At 37.6% G+C, this 20,869-nt stretch carries 14 protein-coding genes and 1 pseudogene; 7 read left to right on the top strand and 8 right to left on the bottom strand.

The window, feature by feature from the left end; all coding sequences use genetic code 11:
- Both DRF59_RS20375 and DRF59_RS20370 read left to right on the top strand, forming a co-directional pair.
- A pseudogene (locus DRF59_RS20375) lies at positions 1–578 on the top strand (prolyl-tRNA synthetase); the annotation flags it as partial.
- A gap of 54 nt (positions 579–632) precedes the next feature.
- Positions 633–2,009 carry an OmpP1/FadL family transporter gene (locus tag DRF59_RS20370; protein ID WP_241505648.1) on the top strand — a complete coding sequence of 459 codons (1,377 nt, stop codon included), beginning with the start codon at positions 633–635 and terminating at the stop codon, positions 2,007–2,009.
- 79 nt (positions 2,010–2,088) lie between these two features.
- On the opposite strand, the gene DRF59_RS20365 is transcribed toward DRF59_RS20370, so the two are convergent.
- A complete protein-coding gene (locus tag DRF59_RS20365; RefSeq protein WP_115964415.1) occupies positions 2,089–2,802 on the bottom strand; it encodes a ZIP family metal transporter in 714 nt (237 codons plus the stop codon).
- Positions 2,803–2,804: 2 nt separating this feature from the next.
- A complete protein-coding gene (locus DRF59_RS20360; protein WP_115964410.1) occupies positions 2,805–3,530 on the bottom strand; it encodes an SAM-dependent methyltransferase in 726 nt (241 codons plus the stop codon).
- Between the two features lie 137 nt (positions 3,531–3,667).
- Here DRF59_RS20360 and DRF59_RS20355 point away from each other — a divergent pair, with 137 nt between their 5' ends.
- Together DRF59_RS20355 and DRF59_RS20350 are read left to right on the top strand one after the other, a co-directional pair.
- On the top strand, positions 3,668–4,834 hold the full coding sequence (locus tag DRF59_RS20355) for a THUMP domain-containing class I SAM-dependent RNA methyltransferase (RefSeq protein ID WP_115964409.1): 1,167 nt from the start codon (positions 3,668–3,670) through the stop codon (positions 4,832–4,834).
- Positions 4,835–4,850: 16 nt separating this feature from the next.
- The gene (locus DRF59_RS20350) at positions 4,851–5,282 is read left to right on the top strand and encodes a branched-chain amino acid ABC transporter substrate-binding protein (protein ID WP_115964407.1); all 432 of its coding nucleotides are present in this window, start codon (positions 4,851–4,853) and stop codon (positions 5,280–5,282) included.
- 60 nt (positions 5,283–5,342) lie between these two features.
- Here DRF59_RS20350 and DRF59_RS20345 read toward each other — a convergent pair whose 3' ends face one another.
- Both DRF59_RS20345 and DRF59_RS20340 read right to left on the bottom strand, forming a co-directional pair.
- Positions 5,343–6,149: a helix-turn-helix domain-containing protein gene (locus DRF59_RS20345; RefSeq protein ID WP_115964405.1), complete on the bottom strand. Its 807-nt coding sequence runs from the start codon at positions 6,147–6,149 to the stop codon at positions 5,343–5,345.
- Positions 6,150–6,189: 40 nt separating this feature from the next.
- Positions 6,190–7,203, bottom strand: coding sequence for an SDR family NAD(P)-dependent oxidoreductase (locus DRF59_RS20340; protein ID WP_115964403.1), 1,014 nt, complete (start codon positions 7,201–7,203; stop codon positions 6,190–6,192).
- 209 nt (positions 7,204–7,412) lie between these two features.
- Here DRF59_RS20340 and DRF59_RS20335 point away from each other — a divergent pair, with 209 nt between their 5' ends.
- A complete protein-coding gene (locus tag DRF59_RS20335; protein WP_115964401.1) occupies positions 7,413–8,417 on the top strand; it encodes a glycosyltransferase in 1,005 nt (334 codons plus the stop codon).
- A gap of 36 nt (positions 8,418–8,453) precedes the next feature.
- On the opposite strand, the gene DRF59_RS20330 is transcribed toward DRF59_RS20335, so the two are convergent.
- Positions 8,454–9,680, bottom strand: coding sequence for an aminotransferase class I/II-fold pyridoxal phosphate-dependent enzyme (locus tag DRF59_RS20330; protein WP_115964399.1), 1,227 nt, complete (start codon positions 9,678–9,680; stop codon positions 8,454–8,456).
- Between the two features lie 154 nt (positions 9,681–9,834).
- Here DRF59_RS20330 and DRF59_RS20325 point away from each other — a divergent pair, with 154 nt between their 5' ends.
- Positions 9,835–10,293 carry an Lrp/AsnC family transcriptional regulator gene (locus DRF59_RS20325; RefSeq protein WP_115964398.1) on the top strand — a complete coding sequence of 153 codons (459 nt, stop codon included), beginning with the start codon at positions 9,835–9,837 and terminating at the stop codon, positions 10,291–10,293.
- Between the two features lie 107 nt (positions 10,294–10,400).
- On the opposite strand, the gene DRF59_RS20320 is transcribed toward DRF59_RS20325, so the two are convergent.
- The 3 genes from DRF59_RS20320 to DRF59_RS20310 all read right to left on the bottom strand — a co-directional run bounded on the left by DRF59_RS20320 (position 10,401) and on the right by DRF59_RS20310 (position 15,901).
- Positions 10,401–11,432, bottom strand: a complete 1,032-nt coding sequence (locus DRF59_RS20320; protein ID WP_115964397.1) for a bestrophin family protein — start codon at positions 11,430–11,432, stop codon at positions 10,401–10,403.
- A 197-nt stretch (positions 11,433–11,629) separates the two neighbouring features.
- On the bottom strand, positions 11,630–13,702 hold the full coding sequence (locus DRF59_RS20315; protein ID WP_115964395.1) for an alpha-ketoacid dehydrogenase subunit alpha/beta: 2,073 nt from the start codon (positions 13,700–13,702) through the stop codon (positions 11,630–11,632).
- Between the two features lie 75 nt (positions 13,703–13,777).
- Positions 13,778–15,901, bottom strand: coding sequence for a S8 family peptidase (locus tag DRF59_RS20310; RefSeq protein ID WP_115964393.1), 2,124 nt, complete (start codon positions 15,899–15,901; stop codon positions 13,778–13,780).
- 261 nt (positions 15,902–16,162) lie between these two features.
- Here DRF59_RS20310 and dnaE point away from each other — a divergent pair, with 261 nt between their 5' ends.
- Complete coding sequence (dnaE, locus tag DRF59_RS20305) at positions 16,163–20,824, top strand: DNA polymerase III subunit alpha (RefSeq protein ID WP_115964391.1); 4,662 nt, start codon at positions 16,163–16,165, stop codon at positions 20,822–20,824.
- Positions 20,825–20,869 lie beyond the last annotated feature (45 nt).

Here is a 20,869-nt window from a genome sequence, read left to right as displayed (position 1 = left end):
CTTTTGGATGGGGAAGCCCGTATTGGGGATATTCTCCTTACTGGGGCAGCTATTATGATCCATTCTGGGGCGGATATTATGGATATCCATACTGGGGCTATGGAGGCTACTGGGGTAGCTATTACAGACCTGCATACAGAAGAAGTGGTGCGGATGGAAGAGGATTTGTCGGAAACTCCAGCATAGGAAGCGCCATTTACAGAACAAATACAGCCAATACCGGTTCAGGATTTAGAAATAACAATACGGGAGGCTTCAGAAATAATAATAATGGAGGTTTCAGACAGGGGAGTTCTACCGGAGGCTTCAGACAGGGAAATTCTAACGGAGGCTTCAGACAAGGCAGCTCCAACGGAGGTTTCAGACAAGGCAATTCAGGGGGATTCCGTAATTCTGCCCCTCAGACAAGAGATTATAATTATCAGCAGCCAAGATATAATAATAACGGGGGTTTCAGATCCAATGATTCCGGTGGTTTCAGATCTGGCGGAGGTTTTAATTCCGGAGGTGGAGGCTTCAGAGGCGGTTCTGGTGGCGGAGGCGGTATGAGATCCGGAGGTAGCGGTGGCTTCAGATAATTTTCAACTTAATAACTATTTAAAAAAATAATGTTAAAAAAATCTTTAGTATTAATGAGTATTTCTGCTGCATTTTTTGCGCAGGCTCAGGATGTTTCTGTAATAAGAAATACTGTAGATGTTTATTCAGGTACTCCTATGATGGGATCCGCTAAATTCAATGCTATGGCCGGGGCAAACGGAGCATTGGGAGGTGATGCCAACTCTCTGCTTACCAACCCTGCCGGTTTGGGTGTCGCTATATCTGGGGAAATTTCCGGAACATTATCTGTTGCGGGAAATAAAAACAGCAGCACGTGGGCAGGTTCCACCATCGATTATAATAAAACAAAAACTGATCTAGGAAATGTAGGAGGAATCATTGCCTTTCCACTGATGACAGAAACTGCCTGGAAGTTTATCAACATCGGGATTAATTACTCCAACCAGTCTCTTGACAATTATGTAGAGTCAGCAGGGAATAGTAATATGATCTATGATTTTGATGTGGATAAAAGCTCTGAATTTGCCGGACATGCCTACAACAGATACGGACATTTGTCAAAGATGAGTTTTGGAGTAGGAGCAAATTATAACCACAATTTTTATGTTGGTGCGGGATTAAACTTTCTGAGTACGTCAATAGATCAGTTTGATACGGCAGCTTTCCAGTCGCTTCAGAATAATTCCATGGAATATTTCAGCAAGCAAAATACACCATTTTCTGAAAGGTCATCCGGTTTTTCAGCTTCACTTGGGGTCATTGGAAAATTAAGTCCTAATTTCAGAATTGGAGCAGCTCTTGAAACACCTACTTTCTGGACGATTGACAGGGATTATAACTATTATAATGATGCTTATACAGGAGATGGTCAGGGTTATGAGAACAGGAAACTTACAACGCCTCTTAAGGCTACTGTAAGTGCTGCATTTGTAGCCAGCAAAAATTTCTCATTGAATGTTGATTATACTTTAGGACTTACAAAGCCTGATTATAAAGTATACGGGCCGGCAGAAAGAGAACTGAATGACTTCTTTAAAGATAATTATAAAAACTTATCCGAGGTTAGGGTAGGTGCTGAATATAGAGTACAGCAATTCAGACTGAGAGGAGGTTATTCTTATATTTCCAGTCCGATGGATGCTCTTACCATCAGCAGCTATAATAATGCAGGGGTAGCAGGAGATCAGTCATATGATAATCTTATCTTGGGGGACAGAAATTTGTTGTCTTTCGGTATAGGATATGATTTCAAATCATTTTACATTGATGCCTCTTATCAGAATGTAACTTCCAAATACAGTAATCCTTTCTTAAGAGGTGTACTTTCGGATCAGGTAGATTCAGCTTATTATTCGGCAAACAATATTGTTTCAAGTGATGCATATGCGGTCTCTGACGTGAAAAACAGCAGAAATAACTTCTTCCTGACATTAGGATGGAAATTCTAAGGTCAGACAGATTATAAATATCATAAAAGCTTCGGAATACCCGAAGCTTTTTATTTTTATTTAATGTGAATATTTAAAATTAATGCGGATGCTGGTGAAAAAGATGCATGATCAGTGCAAGGGAAACTCCTGATACTACCAGCCCTATTTTCGTCCAGTCAATATTATGGTTCTTATTGCTTTCAAAAATAATTACGGATGAAATATGAAGGAAAATTCCTCCTACAATAGCCAGAAAATAAGGCTGAAGGTTTGGATGAAAGTAATTTCCTAAAAGCATACCCATAGGAGAGGCAAGTGCAAAAAGAGCAACAATCAGCAAGGAAGGATATGAAGATGTATTTTTGGACTCTCCTTTTCTGTTAAATAAGAAAGCTCCTAGAATAAAGGAAATTGGAAGATTATGAAATACAATCCCTAAAAGATATGGGGATATTTCATGTTCCTCGTTAGCGAGAGGTATTCCTTCAATGAATGCATGGATAAACAATCCTACCATTAATGCTGCCGGAAGAATGTTATGTTCACTATGATGATGAAAGTGTCCATGTTCAAACCCTTTGGTGAGTGCTTCCAGAATCATTTGCAAAAGAACTCCTATAATAACGAATATACCGAGATTATTGCTTTCTGCAGAAGTATACACCTGTGGAAAAACTTCATTAAGGCAAATGGTAATTAAAAAACCTGCACTTAATATCAATAGATTTTTAGCCAGCTTTTCTTTTTTGCCAAAATGTTTTCCCAGAAATACTCCCGTGATTACACTTAAAATCAGTAAAAGTACTGTGATCATTATTTTTTCTTAAATAAATTGATACAACGTGGTGAACTCTCTCTATTGAATTCATTTAACTGGTAATCTCCCCAGATTTTCATTCTTTCAAAGCCACATTCGGAAGCGTAAGCATTGATGGCTTCCAAAGTATGGAGCTTCACTTTTTCAAAGAAATGAAATAGTTTACCCTCCGCTTCAAATTGAATATCTTTGATCACATGTCTTCCTTCTATCTTTTTCAGAATTTTAAAGGCAATATTTCCACGGGTAATCACTGTTTCAGGAACCATCGTTTTCCTTACATATTCTTCGTTCAGATAGTCCAGGACAAAATATCCTCCGGGTTTCAAAACATCATATACTGATTGAAAGACTTTTTTATCATCATTTTCATTATCGAAATAGCCAAAACTTGTAAATAAATTAAATACAGCGTCCATTGGGTCTGCATCAATCGGATTTCTCATGTCATGAACATCAAAAATCAATGTTTGATTTTCAAATTGTTTATCGGATTCAATACTCTGTCTTGAAAGATCAAGTCCGAGAACATCATATCCCAGTTTATTAAGGAAAACAGAGTGTCTGCCCTTACCACAAGCGAGATCTATGATTTTGGAACCAGGCGGAAGCTGAAGATCCGCAGTCAGTTTTGTAATAAAATTTTCTGCTTCTGTATAATCTCTGTTACTATAAAGCAAATGATAATAAGGGGTATCAAACCAAGATTCAAACCATTCCATAATGCAAAAATAACTAAATTTGTGCGGTTAAAAGCAAAGTATTTTACAACATTAAAAGATTGAAAATTTCAATTAATCAATAGATTGGATAGCTAATCTCTTAATTATTAATCTTTTAAAACTTTTAATTATTACTTATGGATACGGAAAATCTACAAATACAGATAAAAACATTTTTTGGGCTTGAACAGATTCTTGCAGAAGAGATCAAAAAACTAGGAGGAAGAAAAGTTGAAATTAAAAACAGAGCCGTGAATTGTGAAGGAGATCTGGGCTTTCTTTATAAAATTAATTATTCGGCAAGAACTGCCTTAAAAATTCTGGTGCCCATTCATCAGTTTAAAGCATTTAACCAGCATCAGTTCTATGACAGGCTGTTCAGGTTTGAATGGGATGAATTCATGGATGTGGATCAGTCTTTCTCTATCGATGCAACGGTAAATTCTGAAACGTTCAAGCATTCTCAGTTTGTAACCTTAAAAATGAAGGACGCCATTGTAGATTATTTTCAGGAAAAATTCAAAAGACGTCCGAATGTAGAAACAAGGAATCCGGATATCAAATTCCATCTTCATATCGATAGAGAACTGGTGATGATTTCCATGGATTCTTCTGGTGATCCTTTATTTAAAAGAGGGTACAGAAGAGAGCAGGGAGAAGCGCCTATCAACGAAGTTCTGGCGAGCGGAATGCTGCAGCTTGCAGGTTGGGACGGAAAAGGTAATTTCCTTGATCCGATGTGCGGTTCGGGAACACTACTGATTGAAGCAGCAATGATTGCTATGGATCTTCCGGCCCAGATTTTCAGAAAGAGATTCGGATTTCAGAACTGGAAAAACTATGATGCGGAATTATTCTCGAAAATTAAAGAGTTTAGAGTCAACAGAGTAAAGCAGTTTGACGGAAAGATTGTAGGGTATGATATTGATGCAAGAATGCTGAATGCTGCAAGAATGAATGTGGAAGCCGCAGAAATGGAAGATGTTATTGAAATCAAAAAACAGAATTTCTTTGATTCCAAAAAAGAGCTTTTCCCATTATTAATGGTATTCAATCCTCCATACGATGAGAGAATTTCCATCAATGATAATGATTTCTACAAAAAAATCGGAGATACTTTTAAAACAAATTATCCCAATACACTGGCATGGCTGATCTCCTCCGATCTTGAAGCAGTGAAGAAAATCGGTTTACGTCCTTCAAGAAAGATCAAACTTTTTAACGGAAAGCTGGAAACAAGATTTTTACAGTACGAAATGTACGAAGGAACGAAGAAGGTACATAAGCTGGAAGGTAATAATTAATAAACTCTGAGATTAAATGTCGTGGAATTTTTTTGAAATATTTGATATCATTGTGGATGCGATGAAGTTGTTTAGCTCCTCTGATCCGTCAGGTTCAACTTCTTCTGACAGGAAAAGCTTAAATTATGATGAAAAGCCTCAAAAGAAAGAATCAAAAAAATACAGATATTTCACAGAGAAAGTAAGTGCGGTGGCGCTGACATTCGCAGCATTTTTGTTTTTTTTTGTTTTTAAAGATCCTTTACCTGCACAAAATTATATGGAAACCGTAGTGGTGACTTCTTTAATAGGAATTGGTATTTCATTTTTGGTATTTTTTGTTTTATATGTTTTGGAGCTTTATTACTTTAAGACATTGTTCAAGTTGCTTTTTTTTAGCTGTTCAGTAATAGTTTTTTTTATTTCTGCGGCATTATATGCCTACTTCAGGTCGGGATGGTTTGTCTAGAAAATTGTCTTCAATTAATTAATAGTAAAAGGTTGTATACATCATTACAACCTTTTTATTTTATCGTGCCAGTGAAGGTGCAAAACCGTACTGTTTTTTAAAAGCATGTGAAAAATGGGAGAGATCTTCAAAACCTACTTCCAGAAAAACATCAGAAGGCTTTTTGTTTTTTTCAGACAAATGATAGTAGGCCAGTTCAAGACGCTTCTGAGTAAGCCATCGCTGTGGAGTTGTTTGAAAAATCCTTCTGAAATCCCGATTGAAAGTGGATAAGCTTCTTCCTGTCAGATACCCGAACCTTTCCAAAGGCATATTGAACATATAATTCTTTTCCATAAAGCTAATCAGGTCCACCTTTCCCGGTTCATCGAAATCAGCAAGTACACAATCTATATCCGGATCAATTTCCCTTAAAATACTGATGGCTTCGGTAATCTTTAAATGAGCAATATTCTCAGGAAGAGTTCCTTCCATTTCAAAATAAGGAATGAGTGAGGCCAAACAGCTGCTCAGGAGCGGATGACTGCTGAAGTGGTGAATGCTGGTTTCCCGATGTCCTGTTTTTCTTTGTCCATCAACAGTACTGTAAAAATCTTTCAGGCGTTCTGTGGTAAGATGCATTACTACTGCTTTATGCGGGAGCCCATCTTTCGGATAATTGATAATCGTAGCAAGATGATTCCTCGGAATCAGGAAAATATCGCCTGCTTTGAACCCATATGTTTTATCCGCCTGAATGATTCTTGTTTCTCCTGATATGAACCATACCAACATATGATATTCAAAAACTGTTTCCGTTTTGAACAGCTTATCATCATAACTGGAAAGCTTGATATCTGGTGTAAGGTATTGTATCTGGAAATCCATTGTCAAAAGTTTTTCATTACAAATGTATTTAAAAAAACAGCTATTTGGTATCAAATCGGAATCCCAGCATTTCTTCGCTTAATTTCCATAAATGTTCAGCATTGTTTTTGTCGATCGAATAAGGCTGTACCCCGCGAATGGTTTCTGGTTCATCAAATTTGTGTTCAATTTGCCCCCTGTCTGTTTCAGCAATATTACAGTTTTCACAATAGACCCCTCCGATTTCGTTAAGCTGCGGACTTACAGCACACCAGACTGTCGTAGCTGCACCTTGTTGAATAGTTTTTAATCGTGCCTGAACTTCAGGTTTGATATTTCCGTTTTCATCATGCGTTCCCAGCTGCTTAAAAAGCTCAATGGGTTCTTCTCTGCCCAGATCAGTACCATATACAGATCCGGGGTGCAGAGAATAGGCCCTGATATTGTATTCTTTTCCTCTTTTATCCAATGCTACAGCAAATAAATTACAGGCTGTTTTGGATTGTCCGTATCCTGAAAGTGTATCATAATCTCTTTTTTCGAAATTCGGGTCTTCAAAATCAAAAGGAGCCATCTGATGTCCATATGAAGAAACACTGATAACTCTTGCTCCATTTGCCTTTTTCAGAGCAGGCCATAATTTTGCAGTAAGATGGAACTGTCCAAGATAATTGGTAACCAGTTGGGATTCAAAACCTCTGCTGTCCCTGCGGAGCGGTACCCACATGATTCCTGCATTATTAATGAGAAGATCCAGAATTCTGCCTGATGCGATAAATCTTTCTGCAAAAGCATCAATGGATGACGGATCCATCAGGTCCATTTTTTCAAGTTCAAAGTTTTTAATTCCTGTAAGGTTCTTTCCTGCCTTTTCAATATCTCTTGCAGGAATAATGACATAGGCTCCGGCTGAAGTAAGGGCTTTTGTGGTTTCAAGGCCGATTCCTGCATAACCACCGGTAATGATCACTGTTTTTCCGGCAAGATCGATTCCTTTAATAACTTCCCGGGCGGTTGAAGAGGCATTAAATTCTGATTGAATAGGTTGCTGCAATGTGCTGATAATTGGTTCCATTTTTCGTTGGTTTTAAATTTCTATGGCAAAATTAAGATGCATTTCTGGCGTTTGTTTTGTTTAAAATGTCAAATAACTTGGCTCAGAATTTCATATGTAATTTCCATTCATTAAGGTGAATAAGACTCAACATCGTTAATTTCTCTGAATAAGCTGTTAAACTGTTTGTAGGTTGTTCTGCGAATAAGTAATTTTGAAAAATTTTCAATTTGAAGCCTACTATTTCTATTGTCGTTGCCATTTACAACCGGAAAGACGAACTTTTTGAGTTGCTGACGTCCCTTACCCAGCAGACGGATAAGGAGTTCGAGATTATTATTGTAGATGACGGCTCTCTGACCGATCTGAAGCCTACCATTAAAAATTTTGATGGAATTCTGGATATTAAATATTTCAGGAAGGATAATTCTGGCCCCGGGCTGACAAGGAATTACGGAGCAGCAAAAGCAGCAAATGAGTGGCTGGTATTTGTAGACAGTGATGTCATCGTTGAAAAAGATTATATTGAGTATATTAAAAATGATATTATAACTATTCCTTGTGATGCGTTTGGAGGGGCAGATAAAGCACATAAAGGATTTAATCTGATGCAGAAAGCTATTTCATATTCCATGACCTCTGTTTTTACAACAGGAGGAATAAGGGGAAGTAAGAAAGCGGTTTCAAAGTTTCAGCCCAGAAGCTTTAATATGGGGGTTAAAAAAGAAGTTTTTGACAAAGTAGGCGGATTTTCTGAAATGAGAATAGGTGAGGACCCGGATTTATCAATGACTCTCTGGGAAAACGGTTTTACCACAGCTTTTTTTGATGATATTGCGGTTTATCACAAGCGCAGGGTTGATTTTGGGAAATTCTCGAAACAGGTTTATCAGTTTGGCTGTGCAAGACCCATTCTTAATCAGAGACATCCTGATTATGTGAAGATTTCTTTTGCATTTCCTACCTTATTTATGTTAGGATATGTGATGGGATTTCTGGAATATTTTATTATGGGAAGAGGAATTATCCTTGCTTTTTATGGATTATATACATTTCTGGTATTTTTCCATGCATTGCTTCTGACTAAAAATATAAGCATTGCCGGTATGGCTGTGATTTCTACCTATATTCAGATGTTTTCTTACGGATATGGGTTCTTAAAATCCTGGATACTGCTGAATGTGCTTAAGATGAAACCGGAAGAAGCTTTTCCTCACCACTATTATAAAAAATAAAAGCGGCCGGTATCCGGCCGATTTTTAAACAATAAATTAGAATATAGAGATGTTTTCATGGTTAAGAATGCCTGCTTTAAGTATACATTCTTTCATTTTGTGGTAGGTTCTCTTTATATCATGATCTAATCCTATGGAAAATCTGATCAGTCCGTCAGAAATACCAATGGAAGCGCGTTCTTCTTCCGGGATTTCGGAGGACGTTGATTTTCCGGAGCAAGAGAATAGGGTTTTATAGAAGCCTAAGCTTACCGCCAGATAGCCAAGATTTTCTTTTTGCATCATTTCCATCAGTTCATTTGCTTTCTCCGTTGTGCCTGCGTCTATAGTCAATAATCCCCCATAGCCATATTCCTCATGGATCATGCTTTTCATTAATTCATGATTTTTATGGGAAGGTAATCCCGGATAAGATACCTTTAATCCGTCTTTTTCGAATCTTTCTGCAAGATACATGGCATTGTAACTATGTTGCTTTATTCTGATGTGCAGTGTTCTCAGGTTTTTTAAAATACTTGCAGATCTGAAACTGTCCATGGTAGGGCCGAGAAGCATGCATGCTCCTGAATTTACATTCTTAGTGTCGTTAATAAATTCCTGTGTTCCGCAATAAACACCACCTACGGTGTCACTGCTTCCGTTGATAAATTTGGTTAAGCTATGGATAACAATATCAGCCCCAAGAAGTTTAGGAGAAATTGAAAGAGGGGAGAAAGTGTTATCTACAACCAGCTTCAGATTATGTTTTTTACATATTTCTGAAAGCCTTCTGAGATCAGCAACTTCCAGAAGTGGATTACTTACACTTTCACAATATATAACTTTTGTATTCGGATTTATGGAATTTTCAATGGCTTCAAAGTTACCAATGTCTACAAAAGATGTTTGCACATTAAATGATGGGAAAAAGTTTTTAAGAAAAGCATAAGTTCCCCCGTAAATGGTCCTGCTGGAAATAATATGATCACCGCTTTTGCATATCTGCATCAGAACAGAAGTAATGGCACCCATTCCGGAAGCTGTTACGTTGGCTGACTCTGTATTTTCCAGTTTAGCAAGTGCCTGAGCTAAATAAAGGTTCATCGGTGATGAATGTCTGGAATAAAGATAGCATCCTTCCGCATTTCCTTCAAAAGTATCAAACATTGTTTTTGCTGACAGAAAGGTATACGTAGAGCTGTCAGAAATTGATGGGTTTACTCCTCCAAACTCACCAAAATACTGAAGATCCTGAATCTCGTTGGCTGCGTTAAAGTTTTCCATAAGCGTTGTTTATTTATTTGCCTAAATTGCATTATTTTCATAATTATTACAATATAAATTTGAATTTATAGAATATAAAACTGTGAATTGATGTTTATTTAGAAAATATATTTAGTATATTCGGTAATATTAATTTTTTACCAAAAAATTATCTATGGAACTTGATGAAATTGATAAAAAACTCCTTTTGTTTCTACAGGAAGATTGTAAGCAAACCACCAAAGAATTGTCCGGCAAACTGGGATTATCTGTGACAGCTGTTTATGAACGGGTGAAAAAACTGGAAAATGCAGGTGTGATTTCCAGATATGTGGCATTGCTGGATAGAAGTAAGGTTCACAGGAACTTTATTGTTCTATGTCATGTAAAGCTGACACAGCATAAGAAAGAATTTGTATTGCAGTTTGAGAAAGAGGTCATGAATCTTCGGGAAGTAACGGAATGCTTCCATGTAAGCGGAGATTATGATTATATTCTTAAAATCGGAGTTCGGAATATAGAGGACTATCGTAATTTTATGTTGACAAAGCTTACAACACTTCAGCATATTGCAAGTACACACAGTTCATTTATGATCTCTGAGGTGAAAAATACAACAGCAATTAATTTATAAATGAATCTAATTAATTGCTGTTGTACCTGTTATTGTTGATTTTGTCGATAAAGTAGTGAAGTCTTTTGATTTTGGTATGGATGTATTTATGTTCCGAGATCCACAATTTACACCAAAACTCCGTTTTTAGAAGATATAGGATCGGGAAGGTCTGTTTCTCCTCCCATTTGAAGGAGGTCAATTTCAATACTTCTGCAAATAGAAAGCATTGGAACGTCAAACATCAATCCGGCAAAAGGGTTTTCGGAATAATCTCCTACCAGCTCCATGATAATATAGATCCACCCGATGATGATACAGAATGGAATTGAGGTCCAGATTCCCCAGTCGCCCAGCTTTGCGAATTCATTCACTAAGCCTAATGGCAGTAATGTTATAAAAAGAATATTGAAGACAAATGCTGTACTTGCAAACTGTCTTGGAGAAGGGAATTTTTTGATTCTTTCCGCCTGTCCCTGAAACCCATAAAAATCATTGAGTGAATTTTGAAGCTGTGTCTGGTTAAAATCCGTAATGGCATCCATGTTTTTCAGCTCATTGATGTCTTTTGCCTGTTGGGATATGAGATAAGTAGCAAAATTCATATAATGGTCTTTAAGGTCATATTCTTCCTCTGAAAGATATTTATGCAGAAAAATAGGCGCTCTTCCATAATCAGGAAATCCTGCTTTGATGAGCCTGTTTCTTCTAAGGTCAATATTTCCGAATTTATTATTTTCTGTACTGATATGTTCCCATTCCGTTGGGATCAGAAGCTGTTCCCGGAAAGTATATAGCCATGCGATATGACGATTGACAATTCTTTTTTTGCGGTCTTCAAGATCAAAAGTTCCGATTTTTTCATTTTTGGTATCAAAGGCATAAACCATCGATGCAAATGAACGGCTTGAATTTACAATTCCGCCCCATATTTTTCTTGCCTCCCAAAGTCGGTCATAAGCCTGGTTGTTTTTGAAACCAACTAAAAATGCTTCTGCAGTACCAATCAGTGCCACAGGTACCCATGGAATGGTCATCCAATGCCAGTTAAAAAAATAAAAGAGTATAGCAATCAGTGTACACCAGATTGATATTAAGATAAGGTGTATACCGGATAGATTGAGAACCTGTCTGTAATTAACGTATTTGGTTGTGATCATAATAGGATTGTGTTTTGCGTGTACGGACAAAATAAGTACCAAACTGTGGTAAGATCCTTTTAAATTGTCTGCCCGGGGTTATGATTCTGGTTTATTAGGTTTTAATGGGTTGATACTAAGATTTATAATCTTAATAAAAATAATAAAAAAATGCATAAAAAAAACCTCTGGTTTTCAGAGGTTGTAATTTATGGAAGTTAATATTTAAGCATTTCTTCAATCTTTTCGGAGAGCTTTCCGGCATTGGGAAGCATTTCTTTTTCGAGAACCAGGTTGATGGGAACAGCAGGAACATCTAAGGATCCCATCGTTTCCACCGGAGCATCCAGATATCTGAAACAGTTTTTCGAAATCCGATGTGCAAATGCTTCTGCGAAGGAATTGTTAAGCTGCTCTTCAGTCAGAACGATGCATTTTCCGTGGATTTTTACTCTTTCAAAGACAAGTTCTTCATCCAGAGGAATTAATGTTCTCAAGTCAATAACTTCAACTTTTCCATTAAAGCTTTTAGCAGCTTCTTTTGCCCAGTAAACTCCCATTCCATAGGTAACGACCAACAAGGATCTGCCTTTTTCTGTTTCTTCTTTGTCTGCTTCGATGATTATTTTGCCTTTTCCAAACGGAAGAATATAATCCTCGGCAGGCTCTATAGTTTTTGCATCCTCGGTTCCCGGAACTTTACTCCAATATAAACCTTTATGTTCAAGCATTATAACCGGATTCGGATCATAGTAGGCAGCCTTTAATAATCCTTTGAAATCTGCCGCATTACTCGGATAAGCTATTTTGATCCCTTTGATATTGGCCAGAATACTTTCTACACTGCCGCTGTGGTATGGTCCACCTCCTCCATAGGCTCCGATAGGAACCCTGATAATATTGCTGACCGGATATTTTCCGCCACTTAAATAGCTGGATTTTGAAATTTCTGTGATAAGCTGGTTGATACCCGGATAGATATAATCAGCAAACTGAACTTCAACAATCGGTTTTAGTCCTACAGCACTCATTCCTGCCGTAGAACCAATGATATAGGCTTCCTGAATGGCTGTATTGAATACTCTCTTGCTTCCGAATTTTTTCCCTAAAGTTACGGTTTCACGGAAAACTCCACCGATTCTTTCTCCTACATCCTGTCCGTAAAGAAGTGCTTCAGGGTGTTTCCACATGATTTCCTGTATGGCATGAATCGCAGCATCTACCATAACAATTTTTTCTCCGTTAGCCGGCTCACGGGTTCCAACTTCTTCAGTAACCGGAGTAGGAGCAAAAACGTGTTGCATTACCGTTTCCGGCTTTGGATCTTCTGCATTTTTAGCTCTTTCAAAAGCTTCTTCAGCTTCAAGACGCGCCTTTTTGGTGATTTGTTTTAAAAGATCCTCGTCTGCACCTGATTCAATCAGTTGTTTTCTAAGGATTTCTCCCGGATCTTTAGCTCTATGTTTTATTAAGTCTTCTTCGTCCCTGTAAAATTCTCTTCTTACTCCTGAGGTATGATGGCCGATTAAAACCGTTTTCGCACAGACAACCAAAGGTTTTCTTTCTGTTCTGACAAAGTCGACAGCTTTTTTCATGGCTTCAAAACTCTCCACGAAATCGGTACCGTCAACTCTCATTCTGCTTAATCCTGTGAATCCTGCTACAAAATCATAGGCATCACAGGTTCTTGCTTCATCTTTGGTCACTGAAATACCCCATTCATTATCCTGAACAAGGAATATGATCGGAAGCTGGTGTAATGCTGCAAATTGTAGTGCTTCACTAACTTCACCTTCAGTCACAGAGTTGTCTCCAAGGCTGCATACTACAACCGGATCATTCTCAAAATCCCGGAGATTGAAGTCCTGGATGTATTTAATTCCCTGTGCAACCCCGGTTGTTGGAATGGTCTGCATACCAGTAGCGGAACTTTGATGGATAATTTTTGGCTTATCTTCATCTTTGCTGGATGGATGAGAATAATAGGATCTTCCTCCTGAAAAAGGATCTTCAGCTTTAGCAAGGAGCTGAAGCATTAGCTGATAAGGTTCAAAGCCAATGCCCAAAAGAATGCTCTCATCCCTGTAATACGGAGAAATCCAGTCTTCTTTTTTTAATTGATAGGCTGTTGCCAGCTGGATGGCTTCATGTCCTCTTGAAGTACTGTGAACATACTTGCATATATTCCTGTTTTCTTCATAAATATCGGCCATTGCTTTAGCCAGCATCATATGATTATACGCTTTAAGTAATATGTCCTGAGAAACTTTTTCGTGAAGTGTATTTTCCATAGGAAGCAAATATACATAAAAAAACAAAATACTAACAACTGTTAGTATTTTGTAATAAAATGATGTTATAGCTGACTATTCTTTAATTACTTTTTTCGAAATAGTCTCTTTATCTGTTCTTACTTCAATAAGGTAGATTCCTTTTGCATACGTAGATAGGTCAACAGTTTCACTATCGCTGTTAACTATTCCGCTTTGTAGCTTTTTGCCGGACATATCATACACCGTGAAAGCTGATTTTTTAGGAGCTTTTAAGATGTTGGTGGTATTCTTTGTAATAGAAGGAGCAACGGTAAGCGTATTTAATACTGAAGCTGATTCTTTGGTTCCTAAAACTTCATTAAATCCTGTAACAATAATTGAATAATCCTGAGGAGCTGTTGCGCTCGGAGTGGCATTGTTTTTTAATGTTCCTTTATGTGAAATTTCAATTTTATAATTTCTGCCTGATACAGGGGTATCCACTATAACCTGTTCTACATTGTCAACTGTATTATCTCCTTTAACAGCTGTATTTGGACTGGTTGCATTAAGCTTCCAAGGCAGATATACAGTGTTGGTCTCCATATCAGTAATTCTGACATCCAGGTCATTAACAAGTCTGGAAGATCTGTTATTGTAGGCGTCTGCCCAGGTAATGTTTGCCGGTAATTTGTAAGCAGGATCAATCCATGAGATTGTTACTTTAAGTGGTGCATTTCCTGCAGCTTTCACCATTTTAGTATGAGTAGTATTATTGTTTAGGGTCTCTGTATTGAATATTACACTATTATTTGATTTTCCAACTAAAAGTTCGGCTCCTTTTTTCGCGTCAATGTATCCCCATCCGAACAATGGATCAGGACCTATATTTCCTGCTTCAGCAGCAGAATGAATCATCAGGGTTTTAGCAGAAGCAGCATTAAGCTCTGCATTACTGAACAGCTGTTTGTAAATCTGCATCCATAGTCCGATAACTCCTGTTATCACAGGTGCAGAGTAAGATGTTCCGCTTCCATAGTCATATTCTGTACTTCCCGCAGCTGTAGTTGATGCTAAAAACACATCTGTTCCCGTTGTTGAAATGTCCGGTTTAATTCCTCCATCATCTCTTGGACCGGCACTACTATAGTCAGAGTGTACAACATCAGCAGGAGCAGTGTATCTGAAGTTATTTGTTGAAATTACATCTGTAGCCCCTACTACAATGATATTCTTTGCAAGAGACCCAGGACCAATACAGTCATATCCTAATGCGCAATTTGTTTGAGGTAAAGTATCAGTGGCTGCAAATTGAACTTCATTGTCATTGTCATCAGTATAATATTTAGGGAATGCGGAAGTACCAGGATAAGCCGGTCCATAACCATAATAGTTTCCTGAAGATTTAACAATTACATAGGATGGATTATTATAAACTATATTGTCATAATTCTGATCATCTCCAAAATAAGTACCCTGTAAATCATATGATGTGTTAGGGCTGGAAAACGCTCCATTCCAGACCCATGCATTTGCTCCATTTACTGTAGCAACATCCCAGCCTTGGTTTGTCCCATAGGAATGGTTGGAAATTTTTGGAGCTGCTGTAAGGATCTTTTGGTAAACAGTACTTGTGGCTGTGTTTCCTGGTAAAGTTGTAGTTGCAAATCTATATGAATCAATAGTAGAAGCTGTTGCAACTCCTTTGATATCTCCTGATACAGGTACACCGCCTACAGTCCCGCTAATTGTTTTTGATATACTACCGATAAAACCTGATACTCCTGTTGCGTGTCCACTGTATGGATTTGTACTGGCTTCCTTATTGGTAATTCTGTTGGGGATGTTGGCAAACGCAGGATGGGCAGCGTAAACCCGTCCCCCATCAAATACTGTATATTTTATTCCTTCTCCGTTAAAAGACCCTGCTAAACCAGGAACTCCTCCAGCTGTATTCAGTGCGTCTGCATTGGTGTTGAAAACCTGTCTTTGATCTTCTTTACTGTAAAAGTACGGTTTTCCGTCTGGCTGGAATCCTGCAAGGTTCGCTCTTTTTTCTTCAATTTCTTTTAAGGTTTCAGAATCTCTATTTGCTCCATAATGTTTTGCTACATAAGAGTCAAACTTTTCAGTATTCTCTTTGTTTTGTCTCTCTAACTCTCTTTTTAATCCTTCATTGTTTTGCGCACTTATCAGTGTAATGGCTAAAGTGCTGACCAAAAGTAAATGTTTCTTCATGATAATTATTAAAATGTTAAATAAAATATAGGTTCAAATATATGTTAAAATATTTAAAAATCATATTTTGTGATAGTTATTCTGTTTTTTTAATTTATTTTTAATTATATTCATCAGCTTTTCTTTGTTTGATTTTAATTTTTATAAAAATATTTTATTTGATGATTTTTTAATAACAGTTTAAATACGATCTCGTGTTATAAATTACAAAAAATGAAGTAACTTTACATTCTCTTTTTTATAAAAAAGTTAGAACATTGTATGTATTTAATTTTTGACACAGAAACAACCGGACTACCAAAAAATTTCAATGCACCGCTTTCCGATTCGGACAACTGGCCAAGAATGGTTCAGATTGCATGGCAGCTGCATGATGATGATGGGAATTTAATTGAAAACCAGGATTATATTATTAAACCGGAAGGTTATGATATCCCCTTTAATGCAGCCAGAATCCACGGAATTACAACAAAAATTGCGAATGAAGAAGGCCGTGATCTTCAGGAGGTATTAGAAGAATTTTCCAGTGTCCTGGAAAGGGTAAGGGTTGTTTCAGGACATAATGTTGAATTTGATTATAACATTGTAGGAGCAGAGTTTTTCAGGAAAAGTTTAAAAGATAACTTACAGGAAAAGCCGCGGGCTGATACGATGATTCTGGGAACAGATTTTTGTCAGCTTGGAGGCGGTAGAGGCGGTAGATTTAAACCCCCAAAGCTGGAAGAACTGTATGAAAAACTGTATGGAAATAAATTTGATGAAGCTCACAACGCTGCAGCCGACGTAAATGCTACAGCACAGGTCTTCTTTGAGATGGTAAGAATTGGGGTGGTTCCTTCTGAAATACTTAAAATTTCAGAAGACCAGCTTGCTTATTTTAAAAGCCTTTATCCTGATCCTATCAAACCTTTCGGTATTGTTATCCGAAGACAGGTTGCTGATTTTCATAATAAGAAAAAACAGCAGGATTTTGGAAGTATTGATGAAATTGATTTAGGTAAATATTTCAACTTCAATAATCATAGTGTTTTCTCTACATTAACAGCTACTTCAAGTATCAGTGATCTGATTAAAAAAGCTTCTGAGGAAAATTTTCCGGCAGTCGGTATGGTAGATCTGGGTAATATGATGGGGGCTTTCAAGTTTGTTTCCGCAGTTGAAGGAGCGAATGCAGACCGTGCAAAAAAACATAAAGAATATTTAGCAAAGAAGCTGGAGGCAGAGGAGAAAGGAGAAGATTTTAATGAAGAAGAGCCTGTTTCCGAACCTTTGATCCCTGTTGTAGGATGCGAATTTTATATTTCGGACCGCTACGAGCAGAAACAGTTTACTAAAGATGATCCTGACAGAAGAACACAGGTGGTTCTTCTCGCCAAAGATTTTAACGGATATAAAAATCTGGCTAAACTTTCAAGTATCGGATTTTTAAAAGGATTTTATTTTGGAGTGCCAAGGGTTAGCAGGGAGCTGATTGCTCAGTATAAAGAGGGAGTTATAGCCCTGACCTCTGGAATTATGGGAGATATTCCTGATGCTATTTTAAATACCGGTGAACAGAAAGGTGAAGAGCTTTTCAAATGGTGGAAAGATACCTTTGAAGATGACTTTTATGTTCAGCTTCAGAATCATAAACTGCCGGAAGAGGAGCACTTAAATGAGGTTTTGTTATATCTGGCAGATAAATATAATGTTAAGATTTTAGCGCAGAATGAAACTTTTTACACCAATAAAGATGATGCGAATATCCAGGATATTGTAAGTTGCATCAAAGATGGTGAAAAACTTTCTACACCTATTGGTAAGGGGTTTGGTAAAAGGAGAGGGCTAGCAACAGGTGAATATTATATTAAGAATTCAGACGAAATAAAAGAAGCTTTTCTTGCATATCCGGATGCTTTTGAGGCTTATGAAGAGTTTTTTGAAAAATTCAGGCCTTATACCTTAAAAAGAGATGTTCTTCTTCCGAAATTTGATATTCCTGAGGAGTTTATTCATGCAGAAGATGAGGTAGATGGTGGAAAAAGAGGTGAGATGGCTTATCTGACACATCTTACCTATGAAGGAGCCAGAAAGAGGTATGAGAAAATTACTGATGAAATCAAAGAGCGTCTTGACTTTGAACTGGAAGTAATTGCCAATACAGGTTATCCGGGATATTTTCTTATTGTACAGGATTTCTGTAATGAAGCCCGTAAAATGGGTGTTTGGGTGGGCCCCGGAAGGGGGTCTGCTGCCGGATCGGCTGTAGCATACTGTATTGGGATTACTAATGTGGATCCGATTAAATATGATCTCCTTTTTGAGAGATTTCTGAATCCGGAGAGAGTATCGATGCCTGATATTGATATTGACTTTGATGATGAGGGAAGGGACCGGGTTATCAAATGGGTTATTGAAAAATATGGTCAAAGTCAGGTTGCACAGATCATTACTTATTCGGTTCTTGGTGGAAAATCAGCCATCAAAGATGCCGGAAGGGTACTGGATGTTCCCATTCCTGATACCAATAATATTGCCAAGCTGATTCCTTCTACACCGGGGATGAATATTGCAAAAGCATTGGCAAAATATGATAAATTGAAGCCGGAGGAACAGATGCTTGTTGATGAAATGAGATATGTATTGGAGAGTCCGTCTGATGCCCGTCACGATGTGCTTGCAAGTGCAAAAAAGATGGAAGGCTGTATCAGGAATACAGGTATTCATGCCTGTGGGGTAATTATCACTCCGGAGGATGTAAGTAACCTGGTTCCGGTAACAATTGCTGCGAAGGATGCCGATATTTTAGTATCTCAGTTTGACAACTCTGTGGCAGAAAGTGCAGGTCTTCTGAAGATGGACTTCCTGGGGCTGAGAACCCTGACCATCATCAAGGATGCGCTGAAGCTGGTAAAAGCAAGGCATGGGGTGGATATTGATCCGGATCTTATTCCGCTTGATGATGCCAAGACCTATCAGTTATTTAAAGAAGGTAGAACAGTAGGGATTTTCCAGTATGAAAGTCCCGGGATGCAAAAATATATGAGGGAGCTTAAGCCGACGGTTTTTGCTGATCTTATTGCAATGAACGCTTTATACCGGCCGGGTCCGATCAAATATATTCCAAACTTCATCAACAGGAAACATGGTATTGAGGAAATCGTTTACGATTTACCTGAAACAGAGGAATATTTAAAAGAAACCTATGGGATTACCGTTTATCAGGAGCAGGTAATGCTTTTATCCCAGAAGCTGGCCAATTTTACCAAAGGTGAAGCGGATACTTTAAGAAAGGCCATGGGTAAAAAGCAGATTGATGTCCTGAACAAAATGTATCCTAAGTTCATTGAAGGAGGTAGGAAAAATAACCTGAATGAAGAAAGATTGGAGAAAATCTGGAATGACTGGAAAGCTTTTGCAGAATATGCATTCAATAAATCTCACTCCACATGTTATGCATTTATTGCTTATCAGACTGCATTTTTGAAGGCAAATTATCCTGCTGAATATATGGCGAGTGTGATGAGTAATAACATTAACAATACAGATGCAATTACTATGTTTATGGAGGATTGTAAAAGTATGGGAGTAGATGTTTTAGGACCGGATGTTAATGAATCGCAATATAAATTCTCTGTAAATGAAAAAGGACAGATCCGTTTCGGATTAGGTGCAATTAAAGGAATTGGGGAAGGGCCGAGCGAGGCAATTACAAAAGAGAGGGAAAATGGAAGATTTAAAAATATTTATGATTTCTTTGAACGGATCCTGCCTTCCCAGATGAACAAAAGGGTTGCGGAAAGTTTAGTGCTTGCGGGAGCATTTGATGAATTGGATTCCTTCCATCGGGGACAATATTTTGATATTGATATGGCAGGAAAAACCAATCTTGAAAGACTAATCAGGTATGGTCAGAGTTTTCAGGAAAGTAAGAATGAAATGGAGCATTCTCTTTTTGCTGATTTTGCAGAGGAGGTTCAGATTGAGCAACCTAAATTGGCTCCTTGTCCTGAGTGGCCTAATATGCATAAACTTAATAAGGAAAAAGAAATTATCGGTTTCTACCTTTCTGCACATCCGCTGGATGAATTTAAATATCAGTTCCAGTTTATGCAGGGGCAGCTTTCAAAGAAAGCTGTTCTTGAAAAAGATGAAGAGGAAAAGATTGTTACTGATGAACCCGCTGTTTTAGAGGCAGATTCACAGGACGAAACAGTGGATATTACGGAAATAATATCTGATGAAATGTCTGCCGGAGATGAAGAAATCATAGAGGAGGTTACAAAAAAAGCAGAACCAAAAGGAACTTTCTCGTTTTTAAACCTCGATGAGGTAGATCCTTATAAAGAGCAAGCCTTTAGTAACAAACAGGAAGAATTGTTTGAAGAGAAAAAGAAAGATTGGAAAACGATGCAGAAAGAAAGAGAGAATGGAGGCGGAGGAAAGGAGTATACGGTTGCCGGTTTAATTACTGAATATAGAGTACAGGATGGCTTCAGGAGTGGTGAAAAAGTTGCTTTTGTTACGCTGGAAGATTATTCAGGATCATACTCTTTCAGACTTGGAGACAGGGACTATATGAGATTAAAGGAAAAGCTTGAAGTTCAGAGGTTTGTTATTTTTAAGATAAAATTTGCACAGGTAAAGGATGGGCGGGTTTTTGTAAATGTTAATGATGTTATTGAGCTTCAGGAAGCGTTTGAAAGGTTTGCAAAAAGTATATCCTTGGTGATGGATGTTATGGATGTAAGGCCTGAAGATCTTGATTTTTTCAGGACGGTTCTTGACAGGAATAAAGGAAATCAGAAGTTGAAATTTTTCATTAAGAATATTGAAGATGATTCACATATTGAAGTTCAGTCAATGAAACATTCAGTGGATCTTAATGGAGATCTGATCAAAGAAATTCAATTACTCAATAAGTACGAATTTTATCTTAACTGATTAAAACTGGAATATAAATATCTGAAAAAGTGGCTTTTTTGCCAC

Origin of the sequence: Chryseobacterium flavum (assembly GCF_003385595.1) — a bacterium.
GTDB lineage: Bacteria > Bacteroidota > Bacteroidia > Flavobacteriales > Weeksellaceae > Chryseobacterium > Chryseobacterium flavum.
The sequence above is the reverse complement of the archived record's forward strand: the minus strand, read 5'-3'. Positions and strand labels throughout refer to the sequence as shown.

Excerpts from the sequence above, each read along its gene's own strand:
- DRF59_RS20370 (WP_241505648.1), top strand. The coding sequence starts at position 633 with ATGAGTATTTCTGCTGCATTTTTTGCGCAGGCTCAGGATGTTTCTGTA.
- DRF59_RS20360 (WP_115964410.1), bottom strand. The coding sequence starts at position 3,530 with ATGGAATGGTTTGAATCTTGGTTTGATACCCCTTATTATCATTTGCTT.
- DRF59_RS20355 (WP_115964409.1), top strand. The coding sequence starts at position 3,668 with ATGGATACGGAAAATCTACAAATACAGATAAAAACATTTTTTGGGCTT.
- DRF59_RS20350 (WP_115964407.1), top strand. The coding sequence starts at position 4,851 with ATGTCGTGGAATTTTTTTGAAATATTTGATATCATTGTGGATGCGATG.
- DRF59_RS20345 (WP_115964405.1), bottom strand. The coding sequence starts at position 6,149 with ATGGATTTCCAGATACAATACCTTACACCAGATATCAAGCTTTCCAGT.
- DRF59_RS20340 (WP_115964403.1), bottom strand. The coding sequence starts at position 7,203 with ATGGAACCAATTATCAGCACATTGCAGCAACCTATTCAATCAGAATTT.
- DRF59_RS20330 (WP_115964399.1), bottom strand. The coding sequence starts at position 9,680 with ATGGAAAACTTTAACGCAGCCAACGAGATTCAGGATCTTCAGTATTTT.
- DRF59_RS20325 (WP_115964398.1), top strand. The coding sequence starts at position 9,835 with ATGGAACTTGATGAAATTGATAAAAAACTCCTTTTGTTTCTACAGGAA.
- DRF59_RS20320 (WP_115964397.1), bottom strand. The coding sequence starts at position 11,432 with ATGATCACAACCAAATACGTTAATTACAGACAGGTTCTCAATCTATCC.
- DRF59_RS20315 (WP_115964395.1), bottom strand. The coding sequence starts at position 13,702 with ATGGAAAATACACTTCACGAAAAAGTTTCTCAGGACATATTACTTAAA.
- DRF59_RS20310 (WP_115964393.1), bottom strand. The coding sequence starts at position 15,901 with ATGAAGAAACATTTACTTTTGGTCAGCACTTTAGCCATTACACTGATA.
- dnaE (WP_115964391.1), top strand. The coding sequence starts at position 16,163 with ATGTATTTAATTTTTGACACAGAAACAACCGGACTACCAAAAAATTTC.